Raw genomic sequence first — 15,462 nt, forward strand, 5'->3', positions numbered from 1 at the left:
CGTGCAAAGCGCCCTTTCGGGGCGCTTTTTGCATTTCGCCTCACGTTAAGTTTCAATTGCGAGACAGGGAGGGCTGCGTGTCACATCAAAGCGGGCTTCCGCCCGGTGCCATTTAGTGATGAATGGCGGCAGGCGGCCTGCGGGCCGGAAGAAAGGGATCTGTCATGGCCAAAATACCCACGATGCGCATTGATAAGCTTTTGTCCTCGATGGGCTATGGCTCGCGCAAAGAGATGGCCCGTATGGCGGGGGCGGGTGGCATTCAGCTCGACGGGGCGGATCTGACCGATGTCTCGGCGCGCATCGCGCTGACGCCGGATCTGCCGCAGCGGATGGAGATCGACGGCGAAGCGCTCGACCCGCTGGCTGGGCTGGTGATCCTGATGAATAAGCCGCTGGGGATGACCTGTTCGCATAAGGAAGAGGGCGGGCTGGTCTATGATCTTCTGCCGGCGCGCTGGCGCGGGCGGGATCCTGCGATTTCCACCATCGGGCGGCTGGACAAACAGACCTCGGGTCTGTTGCTGCTGACCGATGACGGAGAGCTGCTGCACCGGGTCATCAGCCCGCGCCGTCAGGTCAGCAAAACCTATCTGGCGAGCCTTGCGCGTCCGCTCACTGGTACAGAGGCTGAAATCTTCGCCTCAGGCACATTGATGCTGGAGGCGGAGACGAAGCCCCTTGCTCCGGCGGTGCTGGAGGTGATTTCGCCCCTGGAAGCGCGTCTGACGATCACTGAGGGGCGCTATCATCAGGTGCGCCGGATGTTTGCGGCCGTGGGCAATCACGTTGAGGCGCTTCACCGCGAAAGCCTTGGTGCATTGCACCTGCCGCAGGATCTGGCACCGGGCGGCTGGAAACTGCTGACCGCCGCAGAGATCGCGCAGATTTTTGAACCGGCTCCCGCGGGTTAAAGGCCGAGGCGGTCTGGGTAAAAACCAAAAGGCCGGGCAGAGGCCCGGCCAGTCGCTTGTCGTAAATGTCGCCCTGCCGGAGGCGGGGCGATGGCCCTTAAATCAGGCGCTTTGCAGGCTCGAAACGGTCATTTTGCCCGAACGCTTGTCGCGCTCAAGTTCAAAGCTGACCTTCTGGCCTTCTTCCAGACCGCGAAGGCCGGCACGCTCAACAGCCGAGATGTGAACGAAGGCGTCTGCGCCGCCGTCATCGGGTTGAATAAAGCCGTAGCCTTTGGTGGAATTGAACCATTTTACGGTGCCTGTGGCCATGAAAAACCCTTTCCTGCCCATTCAGATCGCCCTGCTGCGGATGCAGGAGGGAGTGCGTTAACTATGCTTTAACGAGGAGGGGCACTCGTTGGATCCCTGGGAACCCTACGAAGGTGGCTCAAGTAAAACCTATCAACGCAGAGAACTTAAACCACAGGACGGCAAAAATCAAGCGGCCGCCGAAGCGGCCCGGACGCGGGTTTTGATCACGAAGGTCCGTGATCATGGCGCTGCACCGGGGCAGGCCTGGTCTTCAACAGGTGATCCAGCCGGCCGGCCAGTTCGGTCAGCCGCTCAGAGGCGGGGCCTGGCGCTTCATTTAAAGCGAGGCGCAGCGTGCTGAGGAGCTGCCGTCTTTGGTCATTGTTCATCGCGGAGATCCTTCCATCGGGGAACCAACGAGGTTCGGGACAGAAGGTTGCAGCACATTTTCGGACGCTTTGCCGCAGGAGCGGCTGCGGGCCGGAAACTGCCCGGGCGGGGATATGACAGGGGCAGCGCCGTCAGGCGGCCTGACGCATGAGGTATGCGCGACTGGGCCGGATTTTCGTCCGGGGGCCTTGCTGGCAGGCTGCCACAGCGCGGCGGGCCGCGCTGTGGAGATGATTAACCCGATCAGACCGCGCCGTTCTGGTGCAGAGCGGCGATCTCTTCGGCGCTGTAGCCGAGGGAAGAGAGCACCTCATCGGTATGCGCGCCAAGGCGCGGAGCCGGGGTGCGGAAAGCCGTGGGCGTCTCAGACATGGTGAAGGGCGAGGCCACGAAGCGGCGGTCTTCGCCGTCGATCTCGGTGTGGTGGATGCCGCCGATGGCTTCGAGCTGCGGATGGTTCGCCGCCTGAGCCACGTCCTGGACGATGGCGACGTTCACCTTCACGCGGCCCATCCGCTCATAGACTTCCTGGCTGGTGAACTGACGGGTCACTTCCGACATCACTTCAATCAGCGCATCGCGGTTCTGCATCCGGCCTTCGCGGGTATCGAAAGGCGGGGTCAGCAGATGCGGGGCCTCAAGTGCTTCGACGCAGCGCAGATACATCTCCTGGGTCGGCGCGATGATGACGGTATAGCCGTCTTTCGTCGGGAAGGCCTGGTTGGGCACGCTGAGGTGGGTGGCGGTGCCCATGGCGCGGTGCACATAGCCGGTGACCCAGTATTCCTGATAGAAATAGCCCATCAGATGCGCCGAGCTTTGCAGCAGCGAGGTGGTGACCTTCTGGCCCTCACCGGTGCGGTCGCGGTGGATGATCGCGGCCAGAACGCCGGCCACGAGCGACATGCCGGCATGAAGATCCACAATGGCAGAGCCTGCGCGGTTGGGCGGGCCATTGCCGTCGCCGGTGATGGCGGCGAGGCCGGAATGGGCCTGAAGCTGCAGGTCATTGGCGCCGATATGCGACATCGGGCCTTTGTCGCCAAAGGCGTGCAGTTCGCAATAGATCAGCCGCGGGTTCAGCTTGCGCACATCCTCATAGCCGAGGCCGAATTTATCCATCGTGCCGGTGCGGAAGTTCGAGATCACCACATCCGCATCCGCGATGAGTTTGCGCGCGATCTCACGCCCCTCATCAGATTTCAGATCCAGCGTCATCGAGCGCTTGTTGCGGTTGAAGGCCTGGAAGGTCGGGCCATAGCCCATCATTTTGGGGTCCGTCGTGCCAAGGCTGCGGCAGCCGTCGCCTTTGCCCGGATCTTCGATCTTCAGCACATCCGCGCCCAGGTCGCCCAGCGTCTGCGCCGCGTCGGGACCGGCGAAGATGCGCGAGAAATCGAGAACTTTCGTGCCTGCCAAAACAGATTTCATAGGGCTTTCCTTCAGACGTCAAACAGGGCAGCAGGGGTGTCCAGCGGAACCGACTGCAGACTTTCGCACAGAGCCAGCCGGGTCACGGCCAGCGGAAGTTCATGAAGCGAGAAATAGCGGCAGGCCTGGAGCTTGCCGCGGTAGAAGCGGGCCTCAGTCTCTGCCGGGCCTGCCGCAAGTGCGGCCTGCGCCACGGCGGCCTGGCGCAGCCAGAGCCAGCCGATGACCACATGGCCGAAGGCATCCAGAAAGACCGTGGCATTGGCCATGCGCCGCGCGACATCCGCGCAGCCCGTCAGCGCAGTGGCTGCGGCTTCCAGCGCATCAACGGCGCGGGCCAGGGCTGCGGCATCGGCACTCAGCGCGGCGTTGGGGGTGGCCTCAGAGAGGGTGTCCCGCATCTCAGCGATCAGCGCACGCAGCGCCGCGCCCTGATCGCCGCCGATCTTGCGGCCCAGAAGGTCCATCCCCTGAATGGCGAAGGTGCCTTCGTGGATGTGGTTCAGGCGGTTGTCGCGGTAAAGCCGCTCAAGCGGATAATCCCGGGTATAGCCATAGCCGCCAAGGATCTGGATCGCCCATTTATTGGCCTCAAGGCAATGCTCTGAGGGCCAGGATTTCACCACCGGGGTCAGCAGGCCCAGACGCGAGAGCGCCGCTTTGCGGGCCCCCTCATCCGGGTGCGAAGCCGCATCATCGACCAGCCGCGAGCAGTAAAGCGAGAGCGCAAGCCCGCCTTCAACGGAGGTCTTTTGCTGCAACAACATGCGCCGCACATCGGTGTGCTCAATGATCGGCACCATGGGGCTGGCGGGATCGCGGTCCGTGAGGCTGCGCCCCTGTGTGCGGCTGCGGGCGTAATCGGTCGAATAGAGATAGCCGTGCAGCCCCGCCATGACCGCGGCGTGACCCACGCCGATGCGGGCCTCGTTCATCATGTGGAACATATATTCCAGGCCGCGGCCCGGCTCGCCGATCATCTCGCCCAGGGTCTCGCCGCTTTCGCCGAAGTTCAGCAGGCAGTTGGTCGTCGCACGCTGGCCGAGTTTGTGGTTCAGCCCCGCGAGCGCGATATTGTTCGGCCCGGTGATCGTGCCGTCCGCATCGGTGCGCATTTTCGGCACCACGAAAAGCGAAATCCCCTTGCTGCCCGCAGGCGCATCGGGAAGCTTTGCCAGCACCATATGGACGATATTGTCGGTGATCGCCTGCTCGCCGCCCGAGATCCACATTTTTGATCCGGTGATCGCGAAAGTGCCATCGCCTTTGGGCACCGCGCGGGTGCGGATATCGCCGAGCGAAGAGCCGGCCTGCGGCTCTGAGAGGCACATGGTTCCGAACCATTCGCCCGCGATCATGCGGGGGAAGAAACGGGCCTTCTGGCTTTCCGTCCCGAAGGCGCTGAGCAGGTTTGCGGCAGCGATGGTCAGGAAAGCATAGTTTGAAACCGGGGTATTGGCCGCAACCACCATGCCGCTGGCGGCGGTGTAAAGCGTCCAGGGCGCGCCGATGCCGCCGTCCTCTTCCGCGAAAGGCAGGGCGAAGAACCCGGCATCGGCATAGGCGCGAAGGGCCGCGCCGGTGGCTTCGGGCTGCACCACGCGGCCATCGACGAACTGCGGCTCCTGCGCGTCGACTTCGGCGGCGATGGGCAGAAAGACATCTTCGGCCAGGGCCTGCGCGGTGTCGAGGATCTGCCCCATGGCCTCGCGGTCAAAGGCGGCAAAGCGCGGGCGGCTGGCCAGTTCCTGCGCGCCAAGAAGCTCATAGAGCAGGAAATCGAGGTCGCGGCGGTCGGTGATCATGGACATCTGGCACTTCCGAAGCTGGGTCTGAGAGAGAGGCGGCGGCGCACAGAACCGCGCGTGCCGCAGGTCACATGCCGCATCAGACCAGCGGAATTTGAGGGAAGCAATCTGCAGCCTCTCGCCTGCCGGACCTTTGGGCGCAAAGACTGCGGCCCCTTGGGTGCGGCAGAGTTGCAGCGCGGCGGGACGTGGAGAGCCCCCGCCCGGGCCGGGCAGGTGGCACCGGTCTTCGGCGCAACAACTTTGATCACGGTGCTGAGCATTCTCCCCCACAGCTGCCGGAAGGCGCGACTTAACTACGCAGGACTGCGGGCCGGGGCAACCGGCCCGAGGCCCGAAGTCCTGCGTTTCGGGGCTTTGCAGTTCAGTTCTGCATCAAAGGTCGAAATCCCCGGGGCTGGCGTCCCCGGCATTGCCAAAAGAGGTCCAGCCGCCGTCGACGTAAAGGATCGCCCCGCTGAAATAGGACGCCTTCTGCGAGGCTGAGAACCAGACGGCTTCGGCAATATCCTCGGGCCGGCCCATATCGCCCATGGGGATGCGGCGGCGGATCGCGGCGGTATCGATGCGCCCCTGTGCCTCCAGATCCCCGGTGCCGGGGGTGCGGATATAGCCCGGCGCCACCGTCACCACCCGGCGCCCCTCGGGGCCAAGCTCCGCCGCGAGGCAGCGGGTCAGCACATCAATCGCGGCTTTGGACGCACCATAGGCATGGCGCGGGGCAAAGGGCAGGAAGGTATTGATCGAGCCGAGATTGACGATCACCCCCTCGCCCTCGGGCATCAGCCGCAGGCTTTCACGCGCGCAGAGGAAGGCGCCGGTCACATTGACTTCCATGGTGCGCGAGAGATCCGCGCCGGTCTGATCGAAGGCGGGCCGGAAGTGATCGGCCACAGCGGCATTATTGACCAGCACGTCGAGGCGACCAAAGCGCGCGCGGATGGTGTCAAAGAGGCCGGTCACGGCAGCCTCATCGGTCAGATCGACCGTCATGCCCAGATGCTGCGGTCCGAGTTCCGCGGCGCGGGCCTCTGCCCCCTCACGGTCGGCCAGCACAAGAATATCGCCGCCCTGCGCAAAGCGGCGGGCGGTGGCCGCGCCGATGCCGCGTCCCGCGCCGGTGATCAGCACGACACGGCTGCCCTGACGCGCGGCAGGGCGGGCGAGCTCCTCCGCCGGGGTGCCTGCGACGGGGGGATGGGCGTGACCGGGCTGGTTAAAGGCCTGCCAGCCACCGTCCACCGCCACCACGGAGCCGGTGATATAGCGCGCCTGGGGCGAGGCGAGAAAGCCGATCATCGCCGCGATCTCATCGGGGCGTCCGATCCGGCCCAGCGGCACGCGCTGGCGCACCAGCGAAAGATCGGCTTTGCCCGTGCGCTCAAGCTCAGCCACCATGGGGGTGCGGATATAGCCCGGGGCCACAGCCGTGACTCGGATGCCTTTTGACGCCCATTCCGCCGCCAGAGATTTCGTCATCGAGATCAGCGCAGCCTTTGAGGCGGCATAGGCATTGCGGCGCGGATTGCCTAAAACCCCCGCCTGGGAGGCGGTGTTGACGATGGCGCCGCCCGGCTTCATCCGCTTTGCCGCCTCACGCGCCATGGCGAAGGGACCGTAGAGGTTCACCTGAAAGGTGCTGCGGAAATCCGACAGCGGAGTGTTCAGCGTCGGGGCCATGGTGGGGCCGAGGGCTGCGTTATTGGCCAGGATATCCACGCGGTCGCTCTGGCTGTCGAGCCAGGACCAGAAGGCCGCGATCTGCGCCTCATCGCCCAGATCCACCTCACGCGAGAGATGGTGATCGCCAAAGCGGCTTACGAGATCCGCGACATGGCTTCCGGGCAGATCCACGGCCACGAGACGGTGACCGGCTTCGGCAAATTCCGCCAGCAATGCCTGTCCGATACCACCGGCGGCACCGGTGATGATTGCAAGCTTCGTCATCTTAATTTCTCCTCCGGAATGCCTGGCTCAGGCGCCGCTTTCAAGCCGCCTGAGCAACCCGCCGCGATAGAGCAGCCCTTCGGCATCGGCGGTGTGAAGGGTCTGCACCTGGGCGGTGTAGACGATATTCGCGCCCTGGCGCTGGCTGTGGATGAGGGTGCAGTCCATGCTCACCACGGATTTGTTCAGAAGCGGCGCACCGGTCGTGCCGCGACGCCAGCAGGCGCTGCGGGCAAAGCCCTCGGCGGCCCCGGCTTCGACAAAGCTGCGCACCATCTCATGATGCTCCTGCGCCACGAAATTGACCGCCACCACGCCGCTTTCGCCCAGCTCCCGGCAAAAGGATGCGTCTTCGCGCAGGCTGATCAGCAGGCTCGGCGGCTCAGCGCTGCCGGCGCAGATCGCGGTGGCGGTGACGGTCTGCGCCCGGTCCTCACCGGCAAGGCGGGTGGTCAGAATGACGACGGCGGCGGGAACCTGATGCAGCGCCGAGCGGAAGTCATCCGCCAGAATGTTCTGACCTGAGATCTGGCCAACTGTCAAAATAGGCTCCAATGTCATTGCGTTCTGCACTCGGGCCGGCGGACGGCCCCGGGTGAGGCAGAGGAAGAGATTATCCTGAAATATCGTTGAACTGATACACGGGATCTGTCGGGAATGCACTCCCCCGCGGGGCGCGCGGACCAAAGAGGCTGGCCTCATCGCCCTCAGGGGCAGGGCCGGTTTCGACCCAGTCATAGACCACAAGGCGGTGCAGCACGCGCCAGTCTTCGCCGCGCTTTTCAAAGACATCGCAGTAGCGGCCACTGAGGGCGGCCTGCCCGGAACCTGCGCGCTGCAGCGCCGAGAAATAGCTTTCCACATGGGCGCGGGTCGGGCTTTGAAACTCGATCAGGATATTGCTGACGAGATGGATATTGCGCGGCGCTGCCGCAAAGGCCTCGCGGCAGCGGTCAAAGAAATTCTGCACCGGACCGCTGGCCATGGCACCGTGACGGTCGGTGGCATCGGGCCAGTAAGCGCCGTGCAACGCCGCCTCATCGGCGCGGTCGATGCCGCGGCAATAACGGTAAAGACAATCGCGGATCGCCTCGCGGTCCATGAGGTCCGTCAGGCGGTCGGGGTTGCGATAGGGGGTCATGGTTCAAACCTCTGCGTGCAGGCCGAAGCGCGTCTCGGCAATGCCGGTCACGCCCAGCCCCTCGATGGCAAACATATGGCCGCCCGCCGGATGGCGCGAGACCGCCCGGCCGGTGCCGGAATCTTTGATCGAGGTCATATAAAGAATGTCGAGATCGGGGCCGCCGAAGTTGAGGCAGGAGGGCATATCCACCGGGGCATCAATCAGCCGGTCGAGCTGACCCTCGGGATCAAAGCGCCCGATCCTGCCGATCTGCACAAGCGTGACCCAGATATAGCCTTCTGAATCCACCGTCGCGCCGTCGGGGCCCGAGCCATAGGGCTTGGTGTCGACATGAATGCGCGGCTCCTGCAAAGCGCCGTCGGCGCTGTCATAGCGGTAGGCACGCACCGAGCGGTCAAGGCTGTCGGCGAAATACATCACCCGCCCGTCCGGGCTGAAGCACAGCGCGTTGGAGATGCGGATGCCATTGGCCAGAACTTCGGTTTTGCCGCCCGGGCTGACGCGGTAAAGCTCGCCCCGCGGCTCGGCGTGGATGCCCATTGTGCCGCAGAGAAACCGCCCCTGCCGATCCACTTTGCCATCGTTAAAGCGCACGCGCTCATCGGGGGTGGCAAATTGAAAAAGCGGGGTCAGATCGCCGGTTGCAGTGTCGAATTCATAAATCCCGTCCTGCAGACCCGCGATCAGGCGACTGCCCTGCGAAAGGCCCACTGAGCCCACCATTGAGGGCATCTGCCATTCGTCAAAGCTGTTGCTGCGGATGTTGTGGCGGTGGATCTTCCGGCCCACGCCGTCGACCCAATAAATGCATTCATTCGCCGCGTCCCAGACCGGGCTTTCGCCCAGCAAAGACGGGTTGACCGAAATCCGGCGTGCGCTGAGCAGCATGGCGGGTGATCCTGATCAAAAAGACAGTAAAGCCCGGTGCCGCCTGGGGAGCAGCACCGGAGGAAAGCATCAGCCTTTCAAAGCCGGGCAGGCGCTTTCCGAGGCCGGGGTCCAGGCATCGGCGCCGGAGATTTCACCGGTGATGCTGTAGTAATCCCAGGGGTATTTCGAGTCCGAGGGCGCTTTGATCATCGCCGAGAGCATCGGGCGCATCACCTGGCCATCCGCGCGGATCGGGATGTCTTTATGGATGAAATCCTCAACCGGGGTTTCATGCATCTTTGCGGCCACGGCCTTGCCGTCATCGGTGCCTGCGAGGGTCACGGCCTTCAGATAGTGCTTCACGGCCGTATAAGTCGCAAGCTGCGCTTCATTGGGATAGCGGTCGTTGAAGGCCTTGCGGAACCGCTCCGTAAAAGCGCGGGTCTCATCGTTTGCATCCCAATACATCGCCGAGCCGAAGCGCAGACCCTGGGCGGTCTGAAGACCGATCGAGTGGATCATATTGATCTGAAGACCGAGCGGCGCGAGGATCTGGCCCGCTTCGGCAATGCCAAATTCTTTCGCCTGTTTCACCAGGTTGGCGAAGTCAGAGCCGGAGTTCGCGATGCCGATGACCTTGGCACCCGAGGCCTGAGCCTGCAGCAGCTGCGCCGAGAAATCGGTGGTGTTGAGCGGATGGAGCACCGAGCCCAGCACTTTGCCGCCCGCCGCCTCAATAAAGCGGGTCGCATCGGCCTGATACTGCTTGCCGAATGTGTAATCGACGGTGATGAAATACCAGCTGTCCTGCCCATCGGCCAGCAGCGGCAGCACGGTGCCCTTGGGCAGAGCATAGGTGTCATGCACCCATTGGAAGGTATAGGGCGAGCAGGCCTTGCCGGTCAGATCCGGGCTTGCGGTGCCGCCCAGCAGATAGGGCTTTTCATTGGCCTTCATGATCTCGGTCACGGCCAGCGCGATCGAAGAAGCCGAACAGCCGACGATGGTGTCAACGCCGTCCTGCTCCACCCATTTGCGGGCAGCCGCCACGCCGATATCGGGCTTGTTCTGATCGTCCGCCACCACGACTTCGATTTTGGTGCCGTTGATTTCATTGTTGAAATCTTCGATCGCCAGACGCACCGCAGCGGTCGAGCCGGGGCCGCAGTTGTCGGCGTAAACGCCCGACTGATCGTTCATCACACCAATGCGGATGACATCGCCCGACATCTGCGCGAAAGCCGGCGCGCCAATCAGCGCGGTCGCGCAGCACAGCGCCGCCAGACCGCCAAAGCGGCTTTGGGTCTTCATGGTCATGTCTCTCTCCCCTGAACCGACGGCCGCTCTCCTCAGCGGGCACCGGATGGCTGAACCGGCCTGCCCCCGCGATGCGCTGCGGGGCAGACGTAACTGTTACGAAAAGGCGAAGGTCATCGCGCCATCGACCAAGAGCATGTCGCCGCTGATCCAGCCCGCCTCATCCGAGGCCAGGAAGACCGCCGCATGGGCGATGTCTTCCGGCGTGCCCAGACGCTGCAGCGGCACGCGCTTGCGGCGACGCTCCCAGCCCTCTTCATCGATCACCAGATTGGCCCCGTCCGTGCGGGTCGAGCCCGGCGCAATGGCGCAGACGCGGATGTTATCCGGCCCGAATTCCGCCGCCGCCGAGCGCGTCGAGGCCGCCACAGCCGCCTTGATGGCGCTGTACATAATGCCATGTTTCATGGCCAGAAGCGCGGAGGGCGAGGCGATATTGACGATAACCCCGCCACCGGCTTCGCGCATCTGCGGCATGACCGCCTGATAGCCCCAGATGACGCCCTTAAAGCCCACATCGATCATCCGCCCGATCATCTCTTCGGTCTGATCTTCCAGCGGGCCATAGCGGTTCCACATGGCGTTATTGACCAGAAGCGTCACCGGACCTGCGGCCGCGCGCAAAGCCTCAGCGGCTGCCATGACGTCGTCGCGCTTCGCGACATTTCCGGTCAGAGCAATGGCCCGGCCACCGGCGGCACGAATGGCCGCGGCTGCATCTTCGGCAATCTCAGCCTTAAGATCCAGCACGCCGACAAAGGCGCCTTCCCGGGCATAAGCTTCAGAAATCGCGCGGCCAATTCCGCGCCCGCCGCCGGTCACAAGTGCGACACGTCCGTCCAGTCTGCCAGCCATCAGGCTCTCTCCCAACTTCCTGACCGCGCCTGAAAACAGCCGCGGCCGGGCCTCAATTCCGGCAGAGCTTCCCACAGATCAACACAGCCGCTGCAGCGGTTACCCCCGTGATCCGGTGTCAGAAACTCCGCCCCCGGCCCCGCCTCACCCGAACCTCCTTCGGGGCCCCGGTCGGGGCGCGTGCACGGCCTTCTGAGAGAGCATGGCATGCAGGACGATCCGCCACCATGGCTATTCTATACTGTCATAAAATTTCATATACGTGAAGTCAGGCACCGGAGGAGGAAATCGTCATGCAGGCTCACCAGGTCAAATCCGCGATGCGGGCGCTTGAAATTCTTGAATATTTCAAACTCAATCAGCAGCGGCGCTCCATGTCAGAGATCGCCGCAGATCTCGGCTATCCGCAGTCAAGCGCCACGGTGCTTCTCAAGACGCTGATCACGCTGGGCTACCTCTCCTATGACCGCGGAGAGCGGGCCTATTTCCCCACCCCCAAAGTGACCGCATTGGGCGACTGGATCCCCATGGCACTCTTTGGCAGCGGCACGATTCTTGAGGCTCTGCGCGATGTGCATGCCGCCACCGGTGAGGGGGTTTTCATCGGCACCCGCAATGACATCTATCTGCAATATACCCGCACCATCGAATCCATCCACGCCCTGCGCTTTCACATCGACGAAGGCTCCATCGTGCCCCTGACACGCTCCGCCGCGGGCTGGATGCTGCTCTCGGATCTGCCGCGCGACCGGCTCGATAAACTGGTGCGCCGCGCCAATATCGCCTGCAAAGTCTCTGAACGCGTCAGCCTGAAGGAGATCGAAGCCCGCATCGCGCAGATCCGCGAAAAAGGCTATGCCCATGCGCGGGATGTCCCGCTTGAAGGCGGCTCCACCATCGTTGTGCCGCTGTCGGCCCGCATCCAGGGCCAGCCCGCCTGCCTCGCGCTCGGCGGCGTCACCCAGCGGATCAACGACAATTTCGACCGCTATCTCACGATCATGAAAACCGCCGCCGCTTTTGTTGCCGAGGCTGAACCCTTCAACTCCCCCATCCGCATCGAATTCTGACCGCAGTAAAAAGGCGCCCGACCCCTCACGGGGATCCGGGCGCCTCGGGCTTTGGCTTTTTCAAAATACTCCCGCCGGAGGCCGCCGCGCAGCGGCCCCCTTCGGACCCTCGCGCTTATTTCGCGCGCCGCGCCCGGATCCAGGCGTTCAGCTCCCCCACGATCCCGCGGCGCAGGAACATGATGACGAGCAGCAGAATGACGCCCTGCGAAATCAGCGCCCATTCGCCCAAAGTCGCCAGATGCTCATTGAGCCAGATGATAAAGCCCGCGCCCACCATCGGGCCGGTCAGAGTGCCAAGCCCGCCGAGAAGCGTCATGATGATGACCTCGGACGAAATCGGGAAGGAGACATCGGTCAGCGTGGCAAACTGAAAGACCGTGGCCTTCATCCCGCCCGCCAGACCCGCCAGCCCGGCCGAGAGGACCAGGGCCAGCAGCTTGAAGCGCTCGGGCTTGAAGCCCAGAGATTCCACCCGCGCATCATTGTCGCGGATCGCTTTCAGAATATCCCCGAAGGGCGAATGCACCACGCGGTAGAAGAAGGCCACAGCCGCCACGGTGATCGCCAGCACCACATAATAGTAGCTGAAGCCCGAGGTCACATCGATCAGCCCCAGAACCGGTGCGCGCGGGATGTTCTGCATCCCGTCTTCACCGCCGGTGAAGCTCGACTGCAGCAGGATGAAATAGACGAACTGCGCGATGGCAAAGGTGATCATGGCAAAGCTGATGCCCGATTTCTTCACCGCGACCAGGCCCACCAGGAAGCCCAGGGTGGCTGAGAAAAGCGCACCGGTCAGAATGCCCAGCTCCGGCGTCAGCCCCCAGTTCTTCAGCACCCAGCCGGTGATATAGCCAGCCGAGCCGAAAAACATCGCATGGCCAAAGCAGAGAAGCCCCGTATAGCCCAGCAGAAGGTTGAACGAACAGGCAAAGACGATGAAGCACAGGATCGTCATCAGGGTGACCGGATAGACGAAGACAGGTGCCACCAGGGCTGCGGCCAGAACCGCCAGCGCGATCAGCAGATTTTTCGACATCACGCTTTCTCCGACGACGAGAAGAGACCATTGGGCTTCATCAAAAGCACCGCGATCATCACCACAAAGACAACGGTGCTCGCCGCTTCGGGGTAGAAGACTTTGGTCAGCGCCTCTGCGAGGCCGAGGATATAGCCGGTGACCACAGCCCCCATGATCGAGCCGATGCCCCCGATCACCACCACCGCAAAGACGGTGATCATCAGACCCGAGCCCATCGAGGGCGAGACCTGATAGATCGGCGCGGCCAGCACGCCGCTCAGCGCCGCCAGACCCACGCCGAAGCCGTAAGTCAGGGTGATCATGCGCGGCACATTGATGCCGAAGCTTTCGACGATATCGGGACGCTCATTGGCGGCGCGCAGATAGGCCCCGAGTTTGGTGTGCTCAATCAAAAGCCAGGCGCCGATGCAGGTCACGACCGAGAAGCCCACGACCCAGAGGCGATACCAGGGCAGGAACATGAAATCGAGGCGCAGACCGCCGGTGATCGGGCTGTCATAGGGCAGACCGGTTGAGCCGTAACGCTGACGGATCAGCCCCTCAATAATCAGCGCCAGCGCATAGGTCGCAAGCAGCGCATAGAGGTGATCGAGATGCTGCAAAGGCCGCAGGATCACCCGCTCAAGCAGCATGCCGAAGGCCCCCACCACGATGGGCGCGATGATCAGCGAGCCCCAATAGGGGATGCCGAGATAATTCAGCCCCAGCCAGGCCACAAAGGCGCCCAGCATATATTGCGCGCCATGGGCAAAGTTCACCACGTTCATCAGGCCGAAGATGATCGCCAGACCCATCGACAGCATGGCGTAGAACGAGCCGTTGATCAGCCCGATCAGAAGCTGCCCGGCGAGGAGTTGCGGAGAAACGAAATCAAACATCCGTCAGACCCCCAGATAGGTTTTCACGCGGGCAAGATCCTGGCGGATCTCATCGGCGGTCAGAATATCGACCACGTGACCGTGCTCGACGACGACATGGCGATCAGCCACGCTGCGCGCAAAGCGCAGGTTCTGCTCGACCAGGATGATGGTGAAGCCCTGGGCCTTCAGCTTCAGGATCAGTTCACCGATCTCTTTGACGACGACCGGGGCCAGACCCTCGCTTGGCTCATCCAGAAGCAGATAGCGCGAGCCGGTGCGCAGGATCCGCGCGATGGCCAGCATCTGCTGCTCGCCGCCCGAGAGCTTGGTGCCGGGGCTTGAGGCGCGGCGCTGCAGGTTCGGGAAGGTCGAGAGAAGCTCTTCGGTCGAGACGCCACCCGGACGCAGAACCGGCGGCAGCGCGAGGTTCTCTTTCACGTTGAGCGAGGCAAAAATCGCGCGTTCTTCGGGGCAATAGGCCAGGCCTTTACGCGCAATCTCATAGATGCGCTTGCGGATCAGCTCTTCGCCCTGAAAACGGATCGAGCCGCTGCGCTTGCGCATGATCCCCATGATTGCGCGCAGGGTTGAGGTTTTGCCTGCCCCGTTGCGCCCGATCAGGGTCAGAACTTCGCCCTCGCGCACATCGAAATTCATGCCGTGCAGCACTTTGGATTCGGCATACCAGCCGTGGAGATCCTCAATGATGAGGCCCGGTTTACCGGCGGGGTCAGTCTTCATCGACGCCTCCCATATATGCGGTGATGACGCGCTCATCCGCCGAGACCTCGGCGTAGCTGCCCTCGGTCAGCACTTCGCCGTGTTGCAGCACCGTGATGCGGTCGCAAAGCGTGGCCACGATCGAGAGGTTATGCTCAACGATGACCACGGTGCGGCCTTTGGCGGTCTCACGGATCAGCTCGGTGATCGGCTCAAGATCCTCATGGCCCATGCCCGCCGTCGGCTCATCAAGGAGCATCACCTGCGGATCAAGCGCGAGGGTGGTCGCAATCTCCAGCGCGCGCTTTTTGCCGTAGGAAAGATCGGCGGCCTTTGCATCGGCCATATCGCCAAGGCCCACCTGGTCGAGCAGGTCTTTCGCGCGGCGGTCAAGGTGGCTCAGGCTGCGGATCGGGCTCCAGAAATGAAAGCCCGTGCCCTCTTTCGACTGCAGCGCCACGCGGACATTCTCCAGCGCGGTCATCTGCGTGAAGGTCGCCGAGATCTGAAAAGAGCGGACCAGACCCAGACGCGCCACATCAGCCGCACGGGTGCGGGTGATGTCCTGGCCGTCGTAGGTGATAACCCCTGAGGTCGGGGTCAGGGTCTTGGTCAGCAGGTTAAAGCAGGTCGTTTTGCCTGCGCCGTTCGGGCCGATCAGCGCATGGACCGAGCCGCGGCGGATCGACAGATCGACGTTATTGACGGCCGCAAAGCCGCCAAAGCGCTTGGTCATTCCGCGGGCCGTCAGCACATAATCGGTGCCCGTATCCGTCTGGTGTCTGGTCATTGGTTCC

15 protein-coding genes are annotated in these 15,462 nt (G+C 63.2%); 2 read left to right on the forward strand and 13 right to left on the reverse strand.

What is annotated here, in order from left to right; all coding sequences use genetic code 11:
* Positions 1-164 precede the first annotated feature (164 nt).
* Positions 165-914, forward strand: a complete 750-nt coding sequence (locus EP867_RS08945) for a pseudouridine synthase (protein ID WP_128488303.1) — start codon at positions 165-167, stop codon at positions 912-914.
* Between the two features lie 102 nt (positions 915-1,016).
* On the opposite strand, the gene EP867_RS08950 is transcribed toward EP867_RS08945, so the two are convergent.
* The 9 genes from EP867_RS08950 to EP867_RS08990 form a co-directional block, all read right to left on the reverse strand.
* Entirely contained in the window at positions 1,017-1,226 is a 210-nt protein-coding gene (locus tag EP867_RS08950; RefSeq protein ID WP_128488305.1) for a cold-shock protein, read from the reverse strand.
* Between the two features lie 615 nt (positions 1,227-1,841).
* A complete protein-coding gene (locus EP867_RS08955) occupies positions 1,842-3,029 on the reverse strand; it encodes a CaiB/BaiF CoA transferase family protein (RefSeq protein WP_128488307.1) in 1,188 nt (395 codons plus the stop codon).
* Between the two features lie 11 nt (positions 3,030-3,040).
* Positions 3,041-4,840 carry an acyl-CoA dehydrogenase gene (locus EP867_RS08960; protein ID WP_128488309.1) on the reverse strand — a complete coding sequence of 600 codons (1,800 nt, stop codon included), beginning with the start codon at positions 4,838-4,840 and terminating at the stop codon, positions 3,041-3,043.
* Positions 4,841-5,212: 372 nt separating this feature from the next.
* Positions 5,213-6,784 carry an SDR family oxidoreductase gene (locus tag EP867_RS08965; protein ID WP_128488311.1) on the reverse strand — a complete coding sequence of 524 codons (1,572 nt, stop codon included), beginning with the start codon at positions 6,782-6,784 and terminating at the stop codon, positions 5,213-5,215.
* 27 nt (positions 6,785-6,811) lie between these two features.
* Positions 6,812-7,327 (reverse strand): flavin reductase family protein, encoded by a 516-nt coding sequence (locus EP867_RS08970; RefSeq protein WP_164888816.1) that lies wholly within the window; start codon positions 7,325-7,327, stop codon positions 6,812-6,814.
* A 70-nt stretch (positions 7,328-7,397) separates the two neighbouring features.
* Positions 7,398-7,925, reverse strand: coding sequence for a nuclear transport factor 2 family protein (locus EP867_RS08975; protein ID WP_128488315.1), 528 nt, complete (start codon positions 7,923-7,925; stop codon positions 7,398-7,400).
* A 3-nt stretch (positions 7,926-7,928) separates the two neighbouring features.
* Entirely contained in the window at positions 7,929-8,816 is an 888-nt protein-coding gene (locus EP867_RS08980) for an SMP-30/gluconolactonase/LRE family protein (protein ID WP_128488317.1), read from the reverse strand.
* Positions 8,817-8,885: 69 nt separating this feature from the next.
* Positions 8,886-10,115 (reverse strand): ABC transporter substrate-binding protein, encoded by a 1,230-nt coding sequence (locus tag EP867_RS08985; protein ID WP_241656864.1) that lies wholly within the window; start codon positions 10,113-10,115, stop codon positions 8,886-8,888.
* 96 nt (positions 10,116-10,211) lie between these two features.
* Positions 10,212-10,970, reverse strand: a complete 759-nt coding sequence (locus tag EP867_RS08990) for an SDR family NAD(P)-dependent oxidoreductase (protein WP_128488319.1) — start codon at positions 10,968-10,970, stop codon at positions 10,212-10,214.
* Positions 10,971-11,263: 293 nt separating this feature from the next.
* Between EP867_RS08990 and EP867_RS08995 the strand changes: the two genes are divergently transcribed.
* Positions 11,264-12,040, forward strand: coding sequence for an IclR family transcriptional regulator (locus EP867_RS08995; protein WP_128488321.1), 777 nt, complete (start codon positions 11,264-11,266; stop codon positions 12,038-12,040).
* A gap of 115 nt (positions 12,041-12,155) precedes the next feature.
* On the opposite strand, the gene EP867_RS09000 is transcribed toward EP867_RS08995, so the two are convergent.
* From EP867_RS09000 to EP867_RS09015, 4 genes are read right to left on the reverse strand one after another with little or no spacing between them, the layout of a single operon-like run.
* Positions 12,156-13,082 carry a branched-chain amino acid ABC transporter permease gene (locus tag EP867_RS09000; protein WP_128488323.1) on the reverse strand — a complete coding sequence of 309 codons (927 nt, stop codon included), beginning with the start codon at positions 13,080-13,082 and terminating at the stop codon, positions 12,156-12,158.
* A complete protein-coding gene (locus EP867_RS09005) occupies positions 13,082-13,963 on the reverse strand; it encodes a branched-chain amino acid ABC transporter permease (protein WP_128488325.1) in 882 nt (293 codons plus the stop codon). The genes EP867_RS09000 and EP867_RS09005 overlap by 1 nt, the downstream gene beginning before the upstream one ends.
* Before the next feature lie 3 nt (positions 13,964-13,966).
* Positions 13,967-14,686: an ABC transporter ATP-binding protein gene (locus tag EP867_RS09010; RefSeq protein WP_128488327.1), complete on the reverse strand. Its 720-nt coding sequence runs from the start codon at positions 14,684-14,686 to the stop codon at positions 13,967-13,969.
* Positions 14,676-15,455: an ABC transporter ATP-binding protein gene (locus EP867_RS09015; RefSeq protein WP_128488329.1), complete on the reverse strand. Its 780-nt coding sequence runs from the start codon at positions 15,453-15,455 to the stop codon at positions 14,676-14,678. Before EP867_RS09015 ends, EP867_RS09010 begins: the two co-directional genes overlap by 11 nt.
* Between the last annotated feature and the right edge of the window lie 7 nt (positions 15,456-15,462).

It is taken from the genome of Falsigemmobacter intermedius, from assembly GCF_004054105.1.
GTDB lineage: Bacteria > Pseudomonadota > Alphaproteobacteria > Rhodobacterales > Rhodobacteraceae > Wagnerdoeblera > Wagnerdoeblera intermedia.

Bases quoted from the DNA above. Each gene is read 5' to 3' on its own strand.
- EP867_RS08975 (WP_128488315.1), bottom strand. From the start codon at position 7,925: ATGACCCCCTATCGCAACCCCGACCGCCTGACGGACCTCATGGACCGC.
- EP867_RS08980 (WP_128488317.1), bottom strand. From the start codon at position 8,816: ATGCTGCTCAGCGCACGCCGGATTTCGGTCAACCCGTCTTTGCTGGGC.
- EP867_RS09010 (WP_128488327.1), bottom strand. From the start codon at position 14,686: ATGAAGACTGACCCCGCCGGTAAACCGGGCCTCATCATTGAGGATCTC.
- EP867_RS08965 (WP_128488311.1), bottom strand. From the start codon at position 6,784: ATGACGAAGCTTGCAATCATCACCGGTGCCGCCGGTGGTATCGGACAG.
- EP867_RS08955 (WP_128488307.1), bottom strand. From the start codon at position 3,029: ATGAAATCTGTTTTGGCAGGCACGAAAGTTCTCGATTTCTCGCGCATC.
- EP867_RS08950 (WP_128488305.1), bottom strand. From the start codon at position 1,226: ATGGCCACAGGCACCGTAAAATGGTTCAATTCCACCAAAGGCTACGGC.
- EP867_RS09015 (WP_128488329.1), bottom strand. From the start codon at position 15,455: ATGACCAGACACCAGACGGATACGGGCACCGATTATGTGCTGACGGCC.
- EP867_RS08985 (WP_241656864.1), bottom strand. From the start codon at position 10,115: ATGACCATGAAGACCCAAAGCCGCTTTGGCGGTCTGGCGGCGCTGTGC.
- EP867_RS08995 (WP_128488321.1), top strand. From the start codon at position 11,264: ATGCAGGCTCACCAGGTCAAATCCGCGATGCGGGCGCTTGAAATTCTT.
- EP867_RS08960 (WP_128488309.1), bottom strand. From the start codon at position 4,840: ATGTCCATGATCACCGACCGCCGCGACCTCGATTTCCTGCTCTATGAG.
- EP867_RS09000 (WP_128488323.1), bottom strand. From the start codon at position 13,082: ATGTCGAAAAATCTGCTGATCGCGCTGGCGGTTCTGGCCGCAGCCCTG.
- EP867_RS08990 (WP_128488319.1), bottom strand. From the start codon at position 10,970: ATGGCTGGCAGACTGGACGGACGTGTCGCACTTGTGACCGGCGGCGGG.
- EP867_RS08945 (WP_128488303.1), top strand. From the start codon at position 165: ATGGCCAAAATACCCACGATGCGCATTGATAAGCTTTTGTCCTCGATG.
- EP867_RS09005 (WP_128488325.1), bottom strand. From the start codon at position 13,963: ATGTTTGATTTCGTTTCTCCGCAACTCCTCGCCGGGCAGCTTCTGATC.